This window comes from Corynebacterium sp. CCUG 61414, assembly GCF_024453945.1.
Lineage (GTDB): Bacteria > Actinomycetota > Actinomycetes > Mycobacteriales > Mycobacteriaceae > Corynebacterium > Corynebacterium pseudogenitalium.
The window spans coordinates 1-18,449 of record NZ_JAGPYU010000017.1; the positions used below are offsets into that span (position 1 = coordinate 1).

Sequence of the window (18,449 nt, forward strand, 5' to 3'; positions counted from 1 at the left end):
CGAGCACTGTCCCGCCGTAGGCCCAGGCAGGACCTGGAATCCATATCCAAAAAAGCACACATTTTGTCGCTTAACCCTCAGAGGCCCGCTGATGACCAGATGTAGCGGTATTCCCCGTGTGCGGAGCCAGGTGTTCCCGTCGACCGGAAGAGGTCGACGGGAACGAACGCCTCAAAATCTGCCCGGAAACCTTTACTCCAAACCATATATTGCACTAAGGTAAGGCAAGCCTAATATTTACACGAGGAGGGTGAACCTTATGAAGAAGTCCCAACGCAGGATCTACGCCACGCTACCAGCGCTGCCAGTGTTGCCCGCGGTTGTGCTCGCGGCAAGTCTCGCCGTCGCGCCGCTGGCCGTCCCTGCCCAAGCACAGGAGGCTGACACTACGGCCGCCGCGTCCGTCGCCGCAGCTCAGCCCGCTGGGTCAACACCGCTTGCTGACGCCCAACCCCAAACCCTGGAGTGGGAACTGAGCAAACGCGCCCTGCTGTGGGACGCCGCAGTGGAAGGGGAGGGAGTCTCCGTCGTCCCGGTGGACGAGTCCGAGCCGAACAATGGGAGCCTGAAGCTGACGAAGGCGACCGGCTGGGTCGACGAGGACACCAAAGCGCTGTCGGTGCAGTGGACCGGCCAGGTGACCTACACGATTAACGGGGCGCAAACGATCTCCTTCAAGGACTTCGCGCTCGAGGTCGATGCGGAGGGCGCCGGTAAGATTACGGCGGTCGTGAGTTCGGCGGACCCGAACCAGGCAGCAAATAATAAGGAAGCGAAGCGGGTCACCGTCGCGACGTTCAAGGGTGCCAACGTTGCCGTCGATGGCAAGACAGTGATGGTGGGGGCGACGCCGGAGTACGAAGGGGTCGTCTATAAGCGGGATGAGGACATTTCCTACCCGGATGCATGGCCGACTGAGCTGGTGAACAACGTGACGGACTCGGTGCGGTCGTGGTTCTACAACTCCGGGAGCAGGTGGGAGGACCAGAAGAAGCCGGCGCCGTTTGCTGTGACGCTGGAGCTCGGCGAGAAGCCCGAGAAGCCTGCCGAGCCGGAACCGGCACCAGCGCCAGGGCAGCAGCCAGAAGGCGGCATCCGCGATGCCTCGATTAACCGTGACGGCCACCTGATCCTGACCTTCACCAACGGCACGACCAAGGACCTCGGCAAAGTGGTGGGGAAGGACGGCAAGGACGGCCGCAACGGTGTTGATGGTAAGGACGGTCACGATGGTCGTGACGGCCGCGACGCGCCTGCCGGTCGAGACGGTAAGGATGGACGCGACGGTACCGCAGGAAAAGACGGCGCCCCAGGCAAGGAAGGCGCCGCAGGCGCGGACGGCAACAACGGCAAGGACGGCCGCGGTATCGCGTCGGTGAAGGTGGATAAGGACGGCAAGCTCGTCGTGACGCTGACGGATGGGACGGTGCTGCCGCCGGTCGAGATGCCGTCGGTGCAGCAGCAGGGTATGGCCCCGGAGTCGATTGTGGCGATTGTGCTGGGGGTTATCGCCACGCTGTTGGGTGGGTTTGCCGCGTTGCATACGCTCGCGGCGAGCATCCTGCCGAAGATCTAACGCTGCAGGCGCTTCAGTAGCGCCGCGATCACGGGGGACTGGGTAGCCAGGCCAGCAACGACGGCGAGTAGGGCTGCCCCGCCCGCGATCAGCACCGCGCCCCAGGCCGGGAACTTGGTAGGGGCAGCAGGGGTAGTGGGCTCAGCAGGCACGGTAGGCGCTGCAGGCGCAGTGGTCGTCGAAGTCGGGGTGGTCGGGGTGGTCGTCGGCGCCTCCTTGGCCTCTGCAACTTCGACCTGCACGGGGTTGGTCGGCATGGTGAAGCGCAGCGCCTGCGTCGCGGGGTCGACTGTGTAGTCCTTCACCCCGGTCACTGACCATTTCGCTTTCGCGGTCAGGGGATTCGCTAGGGTGATCTCGGTGCCGGGTGCCACGTACTCGCCGTACTCGTGCGCGATGCCGGCCGCGTACAGTCGCTGGCTGATTGGTTTATCGACGTCCCCTACGACAAAGCGCGTCGACGTCCCGAAGTCCGTGGTGACGAACTTGCCGTTGACCCATCGGCTGGCGTTGACGGAGGCTTGGTAGACGCCGGGGTCGGCATCGTCGAACTTGGCGGTGCGGGCGTTGGGGTCGGAAAGGTCGAGGCTGCGGAGGGTTTTTGTGCTGGTGCAGTGTTCGACGCATTCGATTTGGGCGCGCCACGCGGTGCCGGGGACGGACTCGGGGTAGTCCCACGCGACGGTGACGTTGCGCTGCTGGTCGATCTCGCCGCGGACGTTGGATGGCGTCGCTACGTGGTCCGTTGTTACCGACGGCACCTTGAAGGTGACGCCGCGGTCGAAGTAGCGCTCGCTGAGCGCCAGGGCGTGCGCCGCCATGATCCCGACCGTGTATGTTTGCCCCGGTTGCAGCGTGTTTGCCTCCACGAGTAGATCGAGGTCCAGCTTTCCGCCGTTGTCTTCCAGTACGGCGGCGGGGATCCAGCGTGCGACGAGCGCGTCGCCGTCGCCGGTCATGGTGGAGCAGTGGTTGAGGCGCCACACCCGCGTCGGCGTGAGCACCACGTAGACGCCGTTGGACGCCCCGGGCGTCGACGCCGGGTTGATTCCCGAACCCTTCAATTTGAACGTGATGTCCTTGGTTGGGTCGATGGTGTCGGGGCCGGTGACGTCGAATTGCACGCCGAGGTTCGGGTGCCGCGTGTCGAGTTCGCCGGTGCAGCCGGGGGCGGTGGCGGCGTCGATAGTTGGGAAAGCGTGCGCGGCCGCAATGTTAGTGCTGAACAGCGCGAATAGAGCAGTGCCCGTTGCGACGCGACGCCGTGTGGATACGTTCAAGATGAGACTCCCCTCATTAGATAACTTAGGTTAGCCTTATCTTAAATGTCTATCGCTATTGTGTGCAACGGCTGGCACGCTTTTTGATACTGCGAGACTGTGTCTGGCCAAGTCGTCCCGGGGGACACAACCCGAATTACGGAGGACATGATAACGAAAGCTCCGAAACTGTGTTCACGTTGTCCTTCTGGAAGCGAGGAGAACTTGCGATTTGTTGCGAAACGGTTGTAGCTGGTTTGATCTTGCAGCTTGGCGAAGTATATCCCCCGATTGCAATAAGAAATCCAGCCCACACTCTGAGCTTGGCTCGGAGGCGGGCTGAACGATTGACATGAATCCTAGCGTTCGTGAGGTTAGTTCCACAAGCCTGAAAACTCGTTTGTATCAATTTGCTAGCTGTAGCTACCCAGAGATGTTTGTCGGGCTCCTCCGCTAAGGTAAAAACTACGTAACTAGCGGGAGGTGAGTGATGGCTGTTCGAGTCGACATTGCAGAGCCGACGCTGCGCTGGGCGCTGCAGCGTACCGGCAGCACGGTGGAAGAACTTGCCCAAAGAAGTGATTTTCGGTTGGTCCGGCAATGGCTGGAAGGCAAGGTGTCGCCGACGCTGCGTCAGGCTGAGCACTTGGCATCGCTCGCATGTATCCCGTTTGGTTACTTGCTTCTCGACGGCCCCACGGACGATCAGCCGGATTTCCCAGATTTTCGCACCGTGGATAGTAAGAAAGTAACTGAGTTCAGCCCAGCGTTGAAGGAGACGATTTATACCTGTGAGCGCCGCTTGAGCTGGTATGCAGAATTTGCGCGCGCGGAAGGAATTGATCCTCCAAATTTCGGCGGTGCCTGGACACTGCGTGATAGCCCGGACGATGCGGTGTGTGCATTGTTACCCCAGCTTGCCGATGCCGGATGGAGGCCAGGTAAAGCGCCCACTGGTCGGGAGAATGTGCTGGAATTAGCGGATGCAATTGAGCACTGCGGTGTCTTAGTGATGCGGAACTCCGTACTTGGAAATAACAACCACCGCAAACTCGACATCGACGAGTTTCGTGCTTTCACACTGTTCGATGGCCCCTACCCCTTGATCTTTGTTAACGGCAGTGATTACAAAGTTGGGCAGTACTTCAGCCTTGCTCACGAGCTGGGCCACGTACTGCTCGCTGCAGAAGGTCTCACAGGTGCCATGAATGATCATCACGATGTGGAGCGATGGTGTAACAGGTTTGCAGCTGCCCTGCTTCTGCCACAGCATGCGTTGTTGCAGGAATGGGACAGAAATCCCGATCTGAAACGCACCACTGAATGGGCATACGATGCGTACCGGGTAAGCGCGGATACGGCACTGTGGTCCCTTGTGGGGCAGCGCCGCCTTGGCAAACCACAAGTGCAGGAATTCCTTCGGCAACGTCCCTCGAACCCTACGCCTCCGATTGTTAGTGGAGGCGGTGACTTCTTCGTCACGTTGAAGTCGCGGCTGGGTGGCCGATTTTTGGACACCGTCACCGGGGCATATGTAGACGGTGCAATTTCTGAAGAGGAGGCTTCGCGTCAACTGGGGATTGCCAAGACCGAGACGTTGAAGAATACGGTTACTCGTGCGCAGGGGGTCGCATAGATGTACCTCATCGATACGAATATCGTGATTGGTGCGTTCAACCATCGGCCACGGGACATTTTTGAAACGTACTGGCGGCAGTTCGATTCGTTTTTCTCCAATGGTCAGTTTTATTTTCACCAGACTGTAGAAGATGAGTTGCTGAAACGAGATGACGAAAAGTCACAGTGGCTGAGAAGCTTCGTCCCTACGTCGCAGGTTCTCACTGTGACGCAAGAAGAGGTTGACTCCTATCGTGCGGTAACACGATGGGTGCGTGATCGTAAGGATGCTCCCTATGAAGAAAGTGCAATTCGAGAATTTTTGCGCGTTGCAGATTCTTGGATAGTGGCGAGTGCGCATGCCCGAGACTTCATCGTGATCACCAATGAGACCCCGAGTCCGCGAAAACGAACGCGGGTCAAGCTGCCTGACGTTGCCAATGGCTTGGGAGTGCAGTGCATGACAGAGTTTGATTTCTTAAGGCAACAAAGCATTATTTTTTAAAACGGCCAATCCGACCCCACGCCACGCTCTATAACCCTTCGACCGTCCCGAGGAACCCCGCGATGATGTCCCGGTACGTGCCGTGCACACACTAGGAGCGGCCATATCTGGAACTGGGGTTAAAGAGGACGGCGAGATCAAGTGGTTTGAGGGCCAGTCATCAGATGGACTAATCAATGTTGACGAACGGTTGAAGAAGTTGAAGGCGGGTTCGCTGACGATGATGCGCACGGACGATTTGACACCTACGGATGAAGTTTTGGCGGTGATTAGCGTTGATTGACGTTGCAGCACGGGCGGTGGAGCGCGCTAGGGAGGCGCTGCCCGAGCGCCTGTGGTCTAACCGGGTGGTTGTTTACGGTGACGAGGCGATGGTAATGCCGGAGGAAACAGTGCCCATGGTGGTTGGTGACGCTCCCGCCTGGGTAACCCCTACAGAGGTTGTGGCTTTGTCCTCCAACGCTGATACGTGGCCGGAGTGGTACTGGCAGGTGTGTGAGGACGATTCCGCCTGGGTGATTATCACGCAACACTGACCGCCACCCTGACTCCGCGATACTCCTCCCCGTTACCACCAAGGCGTGGAACACCACCCAAGCCCCCAAGGAGGAGACAAACCACATGTCGGATGAAAACACCACCCCCGCAGAACTCGCACAGCAGGCCGCTGACAAGGCGCAGCAAGCCCAGCACGACACCGAGCAGGGCAACTACACCCAAGCCGGTGAACACCTAGGCGAGGCGCAGGCCAACGAGGCGGACGAAGCCGTAGACCTTGACGCGCTACGTAAGCAGCTCGCCCGATACGAAGCGGAAAACCGCAAGTTGAAGAACGAGAACGGCGACCGCCGAGTGAAGGCGAAGCAGGCGGAAGAACAGGCAGCGACGTTGAAGAAACTCGCGCAGGTACTCGGTTTTGAACCGTCCGACGAAGACCCGGAGGAACAAATCAAGCAGGCCAAGGCCGCCGCGCAGGAACGAGAAGCCGAGCGTGACAAGCTCCAGGCCGAACTCGACCGAATGCGCGAGGACAACACCCTACGCAAGCTGGCGAAGGAAAACGGGGCAGACCGCGACATGCTTGTGCCGTATCTCCGTGGTGTAGGTGATCTCCCGCAGTGGGGCAGCGACGAGTGGGACAGTAAGGCTGGCGAACTCGTCACCAACACGCTCAACTCATTTCCACAGTTCAAGGCGGGTGGGGTAGCACCCCGCACCAGCGGAACCCCCGCCCCACGAACAACAACGATGGCCGAATCCTCACCGCCGATGACCTCGACCGCCTGTACGCACAGGGCAAGTTTGAGGAAATCAACAATGCAGTGGAGGAAGGCCGTATCAGCCGCTAAAAGTTTCCACTAGGAGGAACACACTATGGCAACTCCACAGTCCCACAAGAACTGGGATCCGGTAATCGGCCCGATTGTCGCGTCTGAGCTCATGCAGCCGCTCCGTCAGACCTGGGCATTCGCGCAGGAAGGCGTGACGAACCGCGACTTTGAGGGCGAAATCCGCGGTAAGGGTGACGAGGTTGTTGTCACCAACCTTAGCCGTCCCACCATCCGTAAGTACGACGAGTCCGAAGACACGGTTGTTGAAGACCTTGAGTTCGGCGACCGCAAGTTCAAGATCGACTAGGGCGATTACTTTAACTTCAAGATTCCGCTGGTATCTTCCGTCCAGTCTGCTCTGGACGTGAAGCCGGAGGCAGTCAGCGAGGCAGAGGAAGGCATGTCCGAGCAGGTCGATACCTACATCGGCAAACTCATGAAGGACGGCGTTCGTAAGCAGAACCAGGTGGGCAAGCTTCCGTTGGATATTGATTCCAAGGATTCTTTCTCCGTGCTAGTGAAGTTGCGTAAGAAGTTGAACGCTACCCACGTTCCGAAGACTGACCGTTTCGTGATGGTTGGCCCCGAGATGGAAGCGGCGCTGCTGCACGACGAGCGCCTGGACAAGGCAGTGAACAACAGCAATCTCTTGAACGGTGAGATTGGTCGCCTGCTCGGGTTTCGCATCATTTCCGCGCCGACGGTGCCGACGGTGGCGGGCCGTGAGGTGGTCATTGCGGGCCACCCGATGGCTACCCCGTTCGGCTACCAGATCACGGAGGTGGAGGAATCGTCCATGCTGCCGTTCCGTTTCACCCGTGCGATTACGGGCCTCCAGGTGTACGGCGGTTCCGTGATCCGCCCGGAGGCGCTGGCGACGGCTGAACAGGATGTGGTGGAGCCGACCACGGCGGGTGCTACCGAGTAGACGCTAGCCCGTAGCAGACAGCGAAGGGGGTCAGGGTGTGTGCCTTGGCCCCCTTTACCCATACCTGGATGAAGGGCACACCATGAATAATCCGTATCAGGAAGAACTACTTAACCGTCTCCGTGACCATGAGAACGCGGGGGTGAACGTGAACTGACCCGGCTTATCAACTGGGGTACATCCGCTGTGTTGAAGTACACAGCTGTGCGGGCGCTCACTAAGACGATGATTGAGAAGTGGGTCAGAGTTAAGGCAGCAGGGTGTGTTCGATGCCGTCTAGGATCACATCGATGACGAGGTCGTAGTATTCCTCGGACATCGCTTCTTCTTCATCAGGGTGTGAGAGAGGCTCCAGGTAAGAGTTGACAATACTGGTCAGTCCAACAGATTGAGCCATCATAGGCTCAAGCCTGACAAGCATTTCGTGCAGGTTGTGGCGAGGCTGGATTTGATTGGATGCGCGCAGGTTTCTCGCTCCGATCGTGTGGATGATCGAGTTCGCGATAATTGTGTAGGCCACAGGCGAATTGTCACCAAACCCAGCTTCTTGTAGTTTGGCCCAGGCTCCATCGATCATCGGCAAAAACTGTTCGGTGAACTTGCCCCGCGCGAACCTGTCGGTAATCCCCGGATATGCTAACAATGCGGGGCGTAGATTGTGAGCCATAGCTCGAAACCAGGCTTTCCATTCAAGGTCCGGGTCGGGAACTTCAATCCCGACACATACCCGGTCTACAACAGCATCACAAATGGCTTCCTTGTTTGGAAAATAATGATAAATCACTGAGGGAACCACGCCCAGTTCACGGGCAATGTCCCGTACTGACCATCCCTCAACGCCACTGATCGCGCTTAACTGTACAGCTTGTTTGACAATCAGCTCGCGTGATAGCCCAGCCCTTCGCCCCGTTGGCACAGTGTTCATAAGGTGACCCTAACTTATTCCTTGACCCTTACTAGAACACCATTCTACAATATCCCTAAGTGAAACAGTGTTCTAGTAATGGAGTGTAGTGATGCCCGACCCTCGTAGTAATAAGCCGACACAGAGCTCTATTGATCCAGGAGCGCAAGCGAACCTGGTAGTGGGAATCGTTTTTCTCGCCTTTATGGGGCAAATGATTCTCAATCCGATCATCGCGCCACTGTCACGACAGATGGGATTGCGGGAATGGCATATTGGCGCCACTATCTCTTTGGCAGCGATTGTACTAGCGAGCTTGAGTGCTTATTGGGGGCGAGCTTCCCAACGTGTCGGCGCTAAACGTGTACTCGCTGCCGGGCTTGTGATCGCGATCATCGCTTTGAGCGCCTTCGGTATTGTCTCCTACCTGGGGATGAACCAGGTAGTTGGCGGTGTCGGACTAGTTTTTGGTGTTGTGATCACTCGTGGTTTGCTCTATGGTGGAGGGATTTCAGCGATCGCCCCGACCGCGCAAGCCCACCTGGTCACGCATGCTGCCAGCGAGAACGGGAGGGTAAAAGCACTGGGCATGATTGGAGCGGCTCAAGGGATGGCCTCCATTGTTGGAGGTGTTACTGGAGGTGTGTTAGCCGCTGCTGGTGGCCTGCTCTTGCCCTTGGTGGTCATGCCCGTTGTGATGGTGATTGGTCTGGTTGTTCTCTTGGTGAGTTTCGCACCTCAAAGCCGAGGGCAACTTTTTGCAAAGCCTCAACGGATTCGCTTCACTGATCCGCGTGTAGCTCCCTGGCTAGCAACTGGTCTGGTGATGTTTCTTGTGTTTTCTTCTGTTGCTACGATTTTTGGATTCACTGTCCAAGACCGCTTCGCCCTGTCGGCAACTGCGACCGCAGGTATTTCCGCGATTTACCTGACCATCATGGGCGTGACCATGATCATTGCCCAAGCGGTGATTGCTCCAAAGACAGGGTGGGGAGCAGCGAAGCTTTTACGTACTGGTCTGGCCATTACACTAGTTGCAACTGTGCTCATTTGGCCTACCTCCTCGCACGCTTTACTGGTTGTCGGGTGTATCGTGCTGGGGGTAGGTATGGGACTGGCGATGCCCGGGTACAACACTGGCCCAACCTTGAAGATGAGTGCAGATGAGCAAGGCGCAGTGGCTGGCATCATCAACGCTAATAATGGGTTGGCGTACGCGATTGCCCCGCTGGCTTCGACCGCCCTTTACGGGTGGAACCCGCTGGCACCCTTCGCCGTCTGTATCGCCTTGATTGCAGTGGTCGTCATCTACGCCCACACCGCACCCGCACTACGCCAATAACTATGAGCGTGCCTGAAGTAGCCGTTCCATCACGTTATCCGCAGGAGTCGGCCCCGAGTAGTCCACCAGCGAGTTGGCTTTGACGACGCTCTATGTCAAGTGGTTGTGAGCCAGATTCATGGTTAACAATGCATCATCAATGCACACGGCATCGGTGCCGTTTTACTTGTCGTGCGGATAATCGTGACTTTTGCAGGCAACCCAGTCGGTGTTTTTGGTCGCGCGGTAATGAACCGCAAGGATTAGACGCGCCAGAGAGGCAACTCACGCCAGTTGTCAGGTGCGCCTGTGCGAGAAATCGGCACGATGGGATTGTGCGGGTAAGTGTCGAACAGCTTCGGCATCCGGTCGGCTGGGGACAAGCCGAGTTGGCGGTGCAAGTATTGGATAAGGGAGAGCTGCCCGAACACGCGATTCATTCCTTCAGCTACCGGAGCCAGCCTGACGTCATTGTTCAGTTTCGGTTTGATGTCGTAAACGCGGTTGAGCATCCTCGCATGATGAGCTGCGTAGTTGCGCAGAATATTCAAGGATTTCAGCCACGATTCAAGCTGAGGACCGGTTAGGCCGCAGGGTTGGGCAATCCGTTTGCGCACGATATTGGGCGACATGCCGTACAGGTATGACAGCATTCCCCAATCCATGATTTCGACGGCCGCCCAGATGGGTAGAGTCCCGCCATATTTGGATTTGTGGTGGGTGACGAAGTCCTCCTTCGACGCTTTCAATGCCGACTGGTACTTTCTCACCCATACCTCATGCACGCTACGCCCGTCTTTGTTTCGCTGCCGTGCCCGGGCGTTCAAACGTTGAGGATCCAAATAGATCAGCGGGTCAAGGCGGCCCAGTTCGTGACCGAGCTTGGTTCGAATAGCCAACTCCACGCGATCAAGCTCGATGAACACGCTGTGGCGCAATTGTTCGTCAAACCCATAGAGGGCTACCACCAGGTCAAACGATGCTCCGTCAACGAATTCATCTCGGGCGGTGCCGTCGCCTTGGGAGAAACGGCGCATCAGTAGTTCAATCGCGCCAGCAGCATCTCGGCATGCTCGGGATAAAAAACGAAGACCGGCCCTGGACTCCCACCGAGGCGGGCAGCGGAACCGGTCATGTTGCTTGCAAAGCTACCTAGTTGACGACGGCGAAGCAAGAACACGGGGCACGGAGCCATCGGTACGTTCACACACCAGTGGGCTCTCTGATCCGTCCGGATTCGTCGGTCCTCGGGGGCGTATGTGCGAGAGCCTTCCTCACGCTGTGTCCGGTTTCCCCAATCACCCAGGTGACAGAGTCTGAGGCGTATGCGGGGTCGAAGCGCTGCCTGGCGGCCAGGTTCGAGTCCTTTGACCAACAGGCGTTCGATGCTGGCAGGTTCATCTACGGCACCACCAACCTCGAGACCACCATCCACGACGGCACGAAGCTGCTGGACGCCTGGCTGGACGAGGCCGACGGGATTGATATGGTCGCTGCGTTGCCATCCTCTCCGGGTTCGCCGGGCGTGTCCTGAAGAATCGTGTGTCGATTTGGAAAAGCCCAGGTCGTGTAGGTCGTGTGAGGGAATGTGGTGTCTTGTGTGAACGGCGAGTGACAATGGGCGCAATCCTGCCGGTCGACCTTGGTAAAAGCCCAGTTCGCGAAAAGGGGGTTGCGTCTTTTGTCACTAGCGCGGCGAACGAGGACACTAAATTCCTAGATTTTCGCACGCCGGTTTGGAAAAGCCCGGGTCACGCAAACTGCGTGAGGAAATTTGGTGCGTAGACCCCGCAAAACCACAAAGAACCAGCCCTACGCGTACGGGACGACCATCCCGCCGAACGCCAGCGCAACGGCCGTGAGCACGGCCCAGGCCAGCATCGCCTTGCCGTTGAGCCCGAGGACCGGGATGAGCGCGGTGCCGGTCGCGCCGCTGCGGACCTTCATGATGGCGGCGATCGCCAGGGGGAGCGCTACCAGCCCGACCAGGGCCGGCGCGTACACCAGGGCTAGCAGCACGCTGACTACGAACGGGACGCAGGTCAGGACGGTGAACAGGGTGCGGGCGCGACTGTCGCCGAGGCGGACCGCGATGGTCTGCTTGCCGGAGGCGGAGTCGGTGGGGATGTCGCGGATGTTGTTGACTAGGTTCACGGATGCGGAGATCGCGCCGATCGCCACTGCGACGAGCAGGCCCTCCCAGGACAGGAAGCCGGTCTGGACGAACTCGGTGCCCATCACGGCGACGAGGCCGAAGAAGATGAAGACGCTGACCTCGCCAAGTCCGATGTATCCGTAGGGGTTGTTGCCGCCGGTGTAGAACCAGGCGGCGGCGATGCAGGCGGCGCCGACCAGGATCAGCCACCACGCCCCGGCCAGCACGGACAGGATGATGCCGAACAGCCCTGCAACACCGAACGCGATGAAGGCGGCGAGTTTTACGTCTTTGGGTTCGGCGAGTCCGCTGGCGGTGATGCGTGTGGGGCCGGAGCGGTCGTCGTCGGTGCCGCGGATGCCGTCGGAGTAGTCGTTGGCAAAGTTGACGCCGATGATGAGGGCCCACGCCACGAGCAGCGCCAACAGCGCCCGGCCGAGGTTGGCGTGCGCGGTAAAGGCCGCGACGCCGGTGCCGGCGATGACGGGCGCGAAGGCGTTTGGCCAGGTGTGGGGGCGGGAGGCTTCCCACCACGCGTGCAGGTTGGGTTGTGCGTTCATGCTTTCCATCATGCCCCGTGTCGGGCCTGTCGGCTAAAGTGGTGCGCCATGTGGGTTGATTACGCGGCGCGGCAGGCGGTGGCGCAGATAGGCGCGGCGCTGCGTCTGCCGTCGTTGCGGATGGCGGTACGCTCCGGGCGCCTGGAGTTCCCGGCCGCGGGCCACACCGTGATCAGCCTGACCTCGCACGGCACCCGCTTATCGACGGTCCACCACACCCTCGCATCGCTGTTGGTGGGGACTCGCCGCGTGCCCACCATCCTGTGGCTGGACGCGGAGGACTTCGATGCGCCCTGGCCCGAGCCGCTGCGGGAGCTCGTGGAGCGCGGCCTGCAGGTGCGGCGTTCCGACGGCCACTACGGCCCGCACACCAAGTACTACGGCACGTTCCGGCAGCTCGCGGGCACGGGGACGAGCGTGATCACGGTGGATGATGACGTGTTGTACCCGAGGTGGTTCGTCGAGAAGCTGGTGGTGGATCCGCTGGCAGTCACGGCGTATCGCGCCCACGAGATCGCCCTGCGAGGCGGACAGTTCGCGCCGTATACGCAGTGGCGCAGCGTGCGCACCACCGCGCCGAGCCCACGGCACTTCGCCACCGGCGTATCCGGCGTGGCGTACCCACCCGCGATGGTGGACTTCGTCGCCGCCCAGGGCGACGCATTCCAACGTGCCGCCCCCAGCGCCGACGACGTGTGGCTCAACATGTGCGCCGTGCGCTCCGGGCACTTCGTGCGCCAAGTCTTTGACAAACCGAAGGAGTTTCCGCTGGTGCCGGGTTCGCAGTCGGTGGCACTCGTGCGCACAAACCTGCGCGGGGGCAACGACGCCCAGCTTGCCGCAAGCTACAGCGCCGAGGAGATCCGTGCCGTGGTCGGGGCGCGCTAGAACAGGTCGCGCACCGCGGCCCGGTCCACCTTGCCCGGCCCCAACAGCGGCAGCGCCGCCACGCGCTTGAGCTCTTTCGGTACCTGCCACCGCGGCAGGTCCTGTAGGGCATCCATCACGTCCGGCACCTGCGCCTCACCCGCATACGCGGCGCAAATGCGCTGGCCGAAGCGCTCGTCCGGCACGCCCACCACGCACGCGTCCGCCACGCCGGGCACGCGCAGCAGGAAGCGCTCCAGCACCTCCGGCTGCAGCTTCAACCCACCCGAATCAATCACATTATCGACGCGCCCTTCGACCGTCAGGTGGCCGTCAATAAGCTGGCCTGCATCTGAGGTGCGGAACCACCCTGGCTCGGCGAAGTCGGGGTGCTCCGGCTGGTTGCGGTAGCCGCGCGCCACCATGGGCCCGCCCAGCCAGATGCGGCCGTCGCGGATGCGGACGTTGGCGCCGGCGATGGGCACCCCGTCGTAGACGCAGCCGCCCGAGGTCTCCGAGGAACCGTAGGTGGTGACAACGTTGATGCGCAGCTTCACCGCCGAATCCAGCAGCGCGGGGTTGGTGGCCGCCCCGCCGACGAGCACCGCGTCGAAGCTGCGCAGCGCGTCGATGCCGGTGAGCGTGGACATCGCCTTGTCCAGCTGCAGCGGGGTCAGCGCTGTGTAGCAGCGGTCCCCAGTCGCCGCGATCTCCGCGGTGCGCGCCGCGAACTCATCCACGAGGAACCCGTGGGTCAGGTCCACAAAGGCGGGCTCGACACCCGCGACCATGCTGCGCACCAACACCTGGATACCCGCGATGAACGCGGCAGGCATCGCTAACAGCCACTGCCCCGGCCCGCCGAGCGCCTGGTGGGTGGCGTCCGCGCTGGCAATCAGGTTCGTCGGGGTCAACAGCGCACCCTTCGGGGTGCCTGTGGACCCGGAGGTCGCCACCACGAGGGCTACGTCGTCCGCGATCGGCTCGCCCACACCCTGCGTGTTACGCAGCAGGTTCGCGCGCGCCGGGTCGTTCGTCGGCACGGGCAGCAGGGCGCGCTGGCCGGTCAGGGCCTCCTCGAGGGCGGGCAGGATCGCGAGCGGGTCGGCGGGGTCAACGGGCAGGAGTTCCAGGAGCTTCGTCACGAAGCGTTAGTCTAGCGCTCCGCCCGCGAGGCTAATTTCCGGTATACCTGAAACTATCTCCAAAACCGGAAAGAGTTTCAGGTATACCGGAAACCGCGCAGCTACCTTCCCAGCTCGTGGCTGAGCGCCTCGAGCTCCCCGCCACCAGCCATCTGGTGGGTCAGCTCCTCCAGGGTCACGTTCTCCCGGGGCTCGTCGAGTTCCTGGCGGCCCAGCTTCAGGATGGTGAAGTGGTCACCGACCAGGAACGCGTGGTGCGGGTTGTGGGTGACCAGGACGACGGCGATGCCGCGGTCGCGGGCAGCTGCGACGAAGCGCAGGACCACGCCGGACTGCTTCACGCCAAGCGCCGCGGTCGGCTCGTCCAGGATGAGCACGCGGGCGCCGAAGTACACCGCGCGTGCGATGGCCACGACCTGGCGCTGGCCGCCGGAAAGGTTCCCGGCGTCCACCTCGACGTCGGGGATGTCGATGCCCATCTCGAGGAGCTGCTTGGCACAGATCTGCTTCATCTCGGCGTCGCGGAGGACGCCGAAGCGGCCGGTGAGCTCCTGGCCGAGGAAGAAGTTGCGCCACACGCTGAGCTCATCCACGATCGCCAGCGTCTGGTGCACCGTTGCGATGCCGGTATCGATCGAATCTCGGGGGGAGGTGAAGGTGGTTGGCTGGCCGTCGATAAGCACTTCGCCCGAGGTCGGCTGGTGCAGGCCAGCGAGAATCTTGATCAACGTGGACTTGCCGGCGCCGTTGTCGCCGAGCACGCAAGTGACCTCCCCTTCACGCACTGCGAGGTTCACCCCGCGCAGCGCATCGAAGCTGCCGTAGGACTTGGTGATGTTCTTCAGTTCAATGACAGCCACTTAGCGCCCCTTGGTGTACTTAGCGAAGGACATATTCGTAAACACGGCGACCAGCAGTGTTGCGCCGAGGAAGAACTTGAACCAGTCAGGGTTCCAGCCGGCGTAGACGATGCCCTGGTTCGTCAGGCCGAAAATCAGCGCGCCGATCGCGGTACCCACCGCGGTGCCGCGCCCGCCCGTCATAGCGCAGCCGCCGATGACGGCAGCGATGATGTAGAGAAACTCGTTGCCCACGCCCTGGCCTGCCTGGATGGAGTCGAAGGCGAACAGGGTGTGCATGCCCACGAACCAGGCCGCGAAGCCCACGCCCATGAACAGCAGAATCTTCACCCGACGCACCGGCACGCCCACGGCACGCGCGGCGTTTTGGTCCCCGCCGACCGCCGTGATCCAGTTGCCGAACTTCGTGCGGAACAGCACAAACGAGGCAATCGCGACGAGCAGCAACCACCACAGCACCGTCACATTCAAGGTGACGCCGCCAATGTCGAAGGTGCCCGCGAACACCACGTGCGCCGACGGGAAACCCTCCATGTCGGAGATGATCGGTGTCGCCACCTGGCCGGTCACCAGCTTGGTCACCGCCAGGTTGAGGCCCTGCAGCATCAAAAACGCCGCCAGCGTAATCAGGAAGCTATCGATGCCGGTGCGGGTGACCAGGTAGCCGTTCAGCGCGCCGATCGCCAGCGAGATCCCGAGCGCCATGAACGCGCCAACCCACGAGTTGAGGTGCAGGTTGTAGTTCAGCATCGTTGCGGCCAGCGCGGCGGTGGTCACGGCGACGCCGGACGAGAGGTCGAACTCGCCGCCGATCATCAGCAGCCCCACCGCGAGCGCCACGATGCCCAGCGTTGAGGACGCGTACAGGGTGGTCGCGAACGCCTCAAAGGACCGGAACGCGGGGGCGACGGTCAGGAAGAACGCAAAGATCGCGATGAAGCCCAGCATTGAAGCGAACTCGGGGCGCCGGATGAGCTTGGAAAAGCCAGTGTGTGTTCGTAGCCGGTCATCGCTTGTCGACGCCCCTTCGCTCACCACCGCGCTCATCGCATGCCTGCCTTCGCTGCCTCGGCGACCTTGTCCACGTTGTCCTTATCTACGAAGCTCGGGCCGGTGTAGACCGGGCGGCCCCCGCCGAGGGTGCCGCCGTTGCGCTTCGCGATCCACAGTGAGTCGACGGCCAGGTAGCCCTGCAGGTACGGCTGCTGGTCGACGGCGAAGGCGACGCGGCCGTCGGCAATGGCGTCGACAAGCTCGGCGTTGGTGTCAAAGGTGACGACCTGCGCCTTGGACCCGGACTGCTTCACGGACTCCGTCGCGCGCATCGCCACCGGCGCCTGGAGGGCGAAGACGGTGTCGAAGCTTGTGTCCTGCGACAGCTTCGAGGTGATGGTGGACTGCACGGACGTCAGATCCTGGCCGTTGACGTAGAGCAGCTCGACGTTGCCGTCGAGGCCCTTGCGTACGCCGTCGCAACGCGCTTCCTGGGAGGAGTTGCCCTGCTCGTGGATGACGCACAGGACGTTCGACTTGCCTTGCTCCTTGAGGCGCTCGCCGGCGGCGTTGCCCGCCACCGACTCGTCCTGGCCGAAGAAGCCGGTCATGCCGTAGTCCTGGTACTTGCCCATGCCGGCGTTCAGACCGACGACGGGGATGCCACGGTCGACAGCGTTGCGCGCCGCAGGACCGATTGCTTCGGCGTTCGGCATGGTCACGGCGATGCCGTCGACGCCAGCGTCCACCGCGGAGCGCACCAGGTTCGCCTGGTTCGGCGCCTGCGGGTCGGAGGAATAGCGCAGCTCGATGTTGTCCTTCTTCGCCGCGTCCTCGGCGCCCTTGCGCACGAGGTCCCAGTAGGTGTCGCCCGGAGCACCGTGGGTGACCATGGCCACCACGTACCTCGGCGTATCGACGCCACCAGCGGTCCCTTCAGCGTTCTCGGATCGGGGTGCGCCGCCTGTTGAGGAGCACCCAGCAAGCAACGCCGCAGCCATCAGCGCTGCGGCCAAAAATGTAGTCCGTGTCTTAGCCATTGTATGAGTGTGATCCAACGCACCATGTTTGTCAAGGCTAGAACACCCCCGCGATCAACAACATCGCAGGCAGCGATAGGAACGTGGTGAGGAAGACGGTGTCCCGGCAGATCACCTCACCCGAGCGGTACGTCGCCGCGTAGTTGTACACGTTCTGCGCCGTCGGCAACGCGCACAGGATGAGGGCCGCGTACATATCGGAGCCGGTCAGGCCCAGTATTGATGCCACGCCCCATGCCACGGCTGGCATGCCGATCAGCTTGAGGGCGGTAGCGGTGGTCGTCGCCAAGCGCTGGCTCTGCAGTACCTTCTCCCCGGTGAGCGAGGCTCCGAAGCTCATAAGGATCATCGGGATGGACGCGCCGCCCAGAATCTGCAGCGGCGCGAGCACCGGCTCCGGCACCGTCCACGACGACGCCGACACCGCAAACCCCGCAAACGCCGCAACCACCACCGGCGCCTTCAACCCCGCAATCACTGACTTCAGCACCCCCGACGCCCCACGGTCCAGGCCGGCGATCACGATGGGGGAGAGCACCGCCATCTGCAACACCAGCGCCGGAATCACGTACGTCGGATCCCCCAGCACGTACGTGGCAATGGGCAACCCGATATTGACCGAGTTGTAATAACTCGACGACGCCGCCCCCGCCATGGTCTCCGCAGCATCCTGCTTGAACCACACCGCACTGATCGCCCAATAGATCAGCATCGTGGTCACTGTCGCGATTGCGATCACCAGGATCACCGGGGAGAAGAACGCATCCGTGTCCGAAACCGCCACCGATGAAAAAATCAACGACGGTGTTGCCACATGGAACGCGATGCGGTTGAGCTGCAGCCGCTGCTCGCCCGGGCCGATCACCTTCTTCTGGGCAAGCCACCAGCCCGCCGCGATCACGGTGAAGATGATGGCGAAACCAGTCAGAACGTCAAGCATGTCGAATGAGTGTAGTGGCTACGCGCCCGTGAAACTGGCGCCTAGTCCATCTGCAGGACGGTGCGCAGTTCCGCGAAGGGAGCCGGGCAGATTTCGTGCGTGACGGTTCGGCCTGTTCGGGACTTTTTGAGTAGTCCGGCTTCGGCAAGCTTCTTGAGGTGGTGGGAGACCGTCGGTTGGCTGAGCCCGGAATACTCGGTAAGCGCGGTCACGCTCATCGGCTCGCACCCTTCTGCGGCGAGGCGGGAGAGGAGGCGCAGTCGGGAGGGATCTGCCAGCACTTTGAACAGGGCCGCGTAGCGCTCGGCGTCTTCTGGGGGTAGCGGGCCGGAGCCGAGTGAGCAGCAGTCTGGGGCGGGGGATTGTTCGTGCATGACTTCTACCTTCTCATATTGACAGCGGTCTATGCGGCCCTCTATTTTCACATATTGATAATTATCGATATGTG

19 protein-coding genes and 1 pseudogene are annotated in these 18,449 nt (G+C 61.2%); 10 read left to right on the forward strand and 10 right to left on the reverse strand.

Annotated elements, in window-relative coordinates:
- The first annotated feature begins 259 nt into the window (after positions 1 to 259).
- Positions 260 to 1,576, forward strand: a complete 1,317-nt coding sequence (locus KBX14_RS09880; RefSeq protein WP_071572843.1) for an HtaA domain-containing protein — start codon at positions 260 to 262, stop codon at positions 1,574 to 1,576.
- Here KBX14_RS09880 and KBX14_RS09885 read toward each other — a convergent pair.
- Positions 1,573 to 2,856, reverse strand: coding sequence for a hypothetical protein (locus KBX14_RS09885; RefSeq protein WP_256006082.1), 1,284 nt, complete (start codon positions 2,854 to 2,856; stop codon positions 1,573 to 1,575). The two genes, KBX14_RS09880 and KBX14_RS09885, sit on opposite strands and share 4 nt — an antisense overlap.
- Positions 2,857 to 3,325: 469 nt before the next feature.
- Here KBX14_RS09885 and KBX14_RS09890 point away from each other — a divergent pair, with 469 nt between their 5' ends.
- From KBX14_RS09890 to KBX14_RS09915, 6 genes are all read left to right on the forward strand, one after another.
- Positions 3,326 to 4,471 (forward strand): ImmA/IrrE family metallo-endopeptidase, encoded by a 1,146-nt coding sequence (locus tag KBX14_RS09890; protein WP_256042448.1) that lies wholly within the window; start codon positions 3,326 to 3,328, stop codon positions 4,469 to 4,471.
- Complete coding sequence (locus KBX14_RS09895) at positions 4,472 to 4,957, forward strand: DUF4411 family protein (RefSeq protein ID WP_070975723.1); 486 nt, start codon at positions 4,472 to 4,474, stop codon at positions 4,955 to 4,957.
- A gap of 275 nt (positions 4,958 to 5,232) precedes the next feature.
- Positions 5,233 to 5,493, forward strand: coding sequence for a hypothetical protein (locus KBX14_RS09900; RefSeq protein ID WP_143000822.1), 261 nt, complete (start codon positions 5,233 to 5,235; stop codon positions 5,491 to 5,493).
- An 85-nt stretch (positions 5,494 to 5,578) separates the two neighbouring features.
- Positions 5,579 to 6,319 carry a hypothetical protein gene (locus KBX14_RS09905; protein WP_070975727.1) on the forward strand — a complete coding sequence of 247 codons (741 nt, stop codon included), beginning with the start codon at positions 5,579 to 5,581 and terminating at the stop codon, positions 6,317 to 6,319.
- Between the two features lie 12 nt (positions 6,320 to 6,331).
- Positions 6,332 to 6,595, forward strand: a complete 264-nt coding sequence (locus tag KBX14_RS09910) for a hypothetical protein (RefSeq protein WP_070975729.1) — start codon at positions 6,332 to 6,334, stop codon at positions 6,593 to 6,595.
- A 57-nt stretch (positions 6,596 to 6,652) separates the two neighbouring features.
- Entirely contained in the window at positions 6,653 to 7,216 is a 564-nt protein-coding gene (locus tag KBX14_RS09915) for a hypothetical protein (protein WP_143000823.1), read from the forward strand.
- A gap of 247 nt (positions 7,217 to 7,463) precedes the next feature.
- On the opposite strand, the gene KBX14_RS09920 is transcribed toward KBX14_RS09915, so the two are convergent.
- On the reverse strand, positions 7,464 to 8,141 hold the full coding sequence (locus KBX14_RS09920; protein ID WP_070614954.1) for a TetR/AcrR family transcriptional regulator: 678 nt from the start codon (positions 8,139 to 8,141) through the stop codon (positions 7,464 to 7,466).
- Between the two features lie 91 nt (positions 8,142 to 8,232).
- Here KBX14_RS09920 and KBX14_RS09925 point away from each other — a divergent pair, with 91 nt between their 5' ends.
- Positions 8,233 to 9,462: an MFS transporter gene (locus tag KBX14_RS09925; protein WP_070495012.1), complete on the forward strand. Its 1,230-nt coding sequence runs from the start codon at positions 8,233 to 8,235 to the stop codon at positions 9,460 to 9,462.
- A 242-nt stretch (positions 9,463 to 9,704) separates the two neighbouring features.
- Here the strand turns inward: KBX14_RS09925 and KBX14_RS09930 are convergent.
- Positions 9,705 to 10,576 (reverse strand): annotated as a pseudogene (locus KBX14_RS09930) (Abi family protein).
- Between the two features lie 171 nt (positions 10,577 to 10,747).
- Here KBX14_RS09930 and KBX14_RS09935 point away from each other — a divergent pair.
- Entirely contained in the window at positions 10,748 to 10,975 is a 228-nt protein-coding gene (locus tag KBX14_RS09935; protein ID WP_256042449.1) for a hypothetical protein, read from the forward strand.
- Between the two features lie 278 nt (positions 10,976 to 11,253).
- On the opposite strand, the gene KBX14_RS09940 is transcribed toward KBX14_RS09935, so the two are convergent.
- Positions 11,254 to 12,156 (reverse strand): 1,4-dihydroxy-2-naphthoate polyprenyltransferase, encoded by a 903-nt coding sequence (locus tag KBX14_RS09940; RefSeq protein WP_256042450.1) that lies wholly within the window; start codon positions 12,154 to 12,156, stop codon positions 11,254 to 11,256.
- Positions 12,157 to 12,204: 48 nt separating this feature from the next.
- Here KBX14_RS09940 and KBX14_RS09945 point away from each other — a divergent pair, with 48 nt between their 5' ends.
- Positions 12,205 to 13,044: a glycosyltransferase gene (locus KBX14_RS09945; protein ID WP_256042451.1), complete on the forward strand. Its 840-nt coding sequence runs from the start codon at positions 12,205 to 12,207 to the stop codon at positions 13,042 to 13,044.
- Here KBX14_RS09945 and menE read toward each other — a convergent pair.
- The 6 genes from menE to KBX14_RS09975 all read right to left on the reverse strand — a co-directional run bounded on the left by menE (position 13,041) and on the right by KBX14_RS09975 (position 18,375).
- Entirely contained in the window at positions 13,041 to 14,168 is a 1,128-nt protein-coding gene (menE, locus tag KBX14_RS09950; protein WP_256042452.1) for an o-succinylbenzoate--CoA ligase, read from the reverse strand. The genes KBX14_RS09945 and menE overlap by 4 nt on opposite strands.
- Before the next feature lie 101 nt (positions 14,169 to 14,269).
- Entirely contained in the window at positions 14,270 to 15,028 is a 759-nt protein-coding gene (locus KBX14_RS09955) for an ATP-binding cassette domain-containing protein (RefSeq protein ID WP_256006103.1), read from the reverse strand.
- Entirely contained in the window at positions 15,029 to 16,075 is a 1,047-nt protein-coding gene (locus KBX14_RS09960; protein WP_256001141.1) for an ABC transporter permease, read from the reverse strand.
- On the reverse strand, positions 16,072 to 17,061 hold the full coding sequence (locus tag KBX14_RS09965; RefSeq protein WP_256042453.1) for a substrate-binding domain-containing protein: 990 nt from the start codon (positions 17,059 to 17,061) through the stop codon (positions 16,072 to 16,074). Before KBX14_RS09965 ends, KBX14_RS09960 begins: the two co-directional genes overlap by 4 nt.
- A 37-nt stretch (positions 17,062 to 17,098) precedes the next feature.
- Positions 17,099 to 18,001 (reverse strand): AEC family transporter, encoded by a 903-nt coding sequence (locus KBX14_RS09970; protein ID WP_256042454.1) that lies wholly within the window; start codon positions 17,999 to 18,001, stop codon positions 17,099 to 17,101.
- A gap of 41 nt (positions 18,002 to 18,042) precedes the next feature.
- Entirely contained in the window at positions 18,043 to 18,375 is a 333-nt protein-coding gene (locus tag KBX14_RS09975; RefSeq protein WP_256042455.1) for a helix-turn-helix transcriptional regulator, read from the reverse strand.
- Positions 18,376 to 18,449 lie beyond the last annotated feature (74 nt).

Coding starts and splice junctions, on each gene's coding strand:
- KBX14_RS09880 (WP_071572843.1), top strand. CDS start 260: ATGAAGAAGTCCCAACGCAGGATCTACGCCACGCTACCAGCGCTGCCA.
- KBX14_RS09890 (WP_256042448.1), top strand. CDS start 3,326: ATGGCTGTTCGAGTCGACATTGCAGAGCCGACGCTGCGCTGGGCGCTG.
- KBX14_RS09895 (WP_070975723.1), top strand. CDS start 4,472: ATGTACCTCATCGATACGAATATCGTGATTGGTGCGTTCAACCATCGG.
- KBX14_RS09905 (WP_070975727.1), top strand. CDS start 5,579: ATGTCGGATGAAAACACCACCCCCGCAGAACTCGCACAGCAGGCCGCT.
- KBX14_RS09910 (WP_070975729.1), top strand. CDS start 6,332: ATGGCAACTCCACAGTCCCACAAGAACTGGGATCCGGTAATCGGCCCG.
- KBX14_RS09920 (WP_070614954.1), bottom strand. CDS start 8,141: ATGAACACTGTGCCAACGGGGCGAAGGGCTGGGCTATCACGCGAGCTG.
- KBX14_RS09925 (WP_070495012.1), top strand. CDS start 8,233: ATGCCCGACCCTCGTAGTAATAAGCCGACACAGAGCTCTATTGATCCA.
- KBX14_RS09940 (WP_256042450.1), bottom strand. CDS start 12,156: ATGAACGCACAACCCAACCTGCACGCGTGGTGGGAAGCCTCCCGCCCC.
- KBX14_RS09945 (WP_256042451.1), top strand. CDS start 12,205: ATGTGGGTTGATTACGCGGCGCGGCAGGCGGTGGCGCAGATAGGCGCG.
- KBX14_RS09960 (WP_256001141.1), bottom strand. CDS start 16,075: ATGAGCGCGGTGGTGAGCGAAGGGGCGTCGACAAGCGATGACCGGCTA.
- KBX14_RS09965 (WP_256042453.1), bottom strand. CDS start 17,061: ATGGCTAAGACACGGACTACATTTTTGGCCGCAGCGCTGATGGCTGCG.
- KBX14_RS09970 (WP_256042454.1), bottom strand. CDS start 18,001: ATGCTTGACGTTCTGACTGGTTTCGCCATCATCTTCACCGTGATCGCG.
- KBX14_RS09975 (WP_256042455.1), bottom strand. CDS start 18,375: ATGCACGAACAATCCCCCGCCCCAGACTGCTGCTCACTCGGCTCCGGC.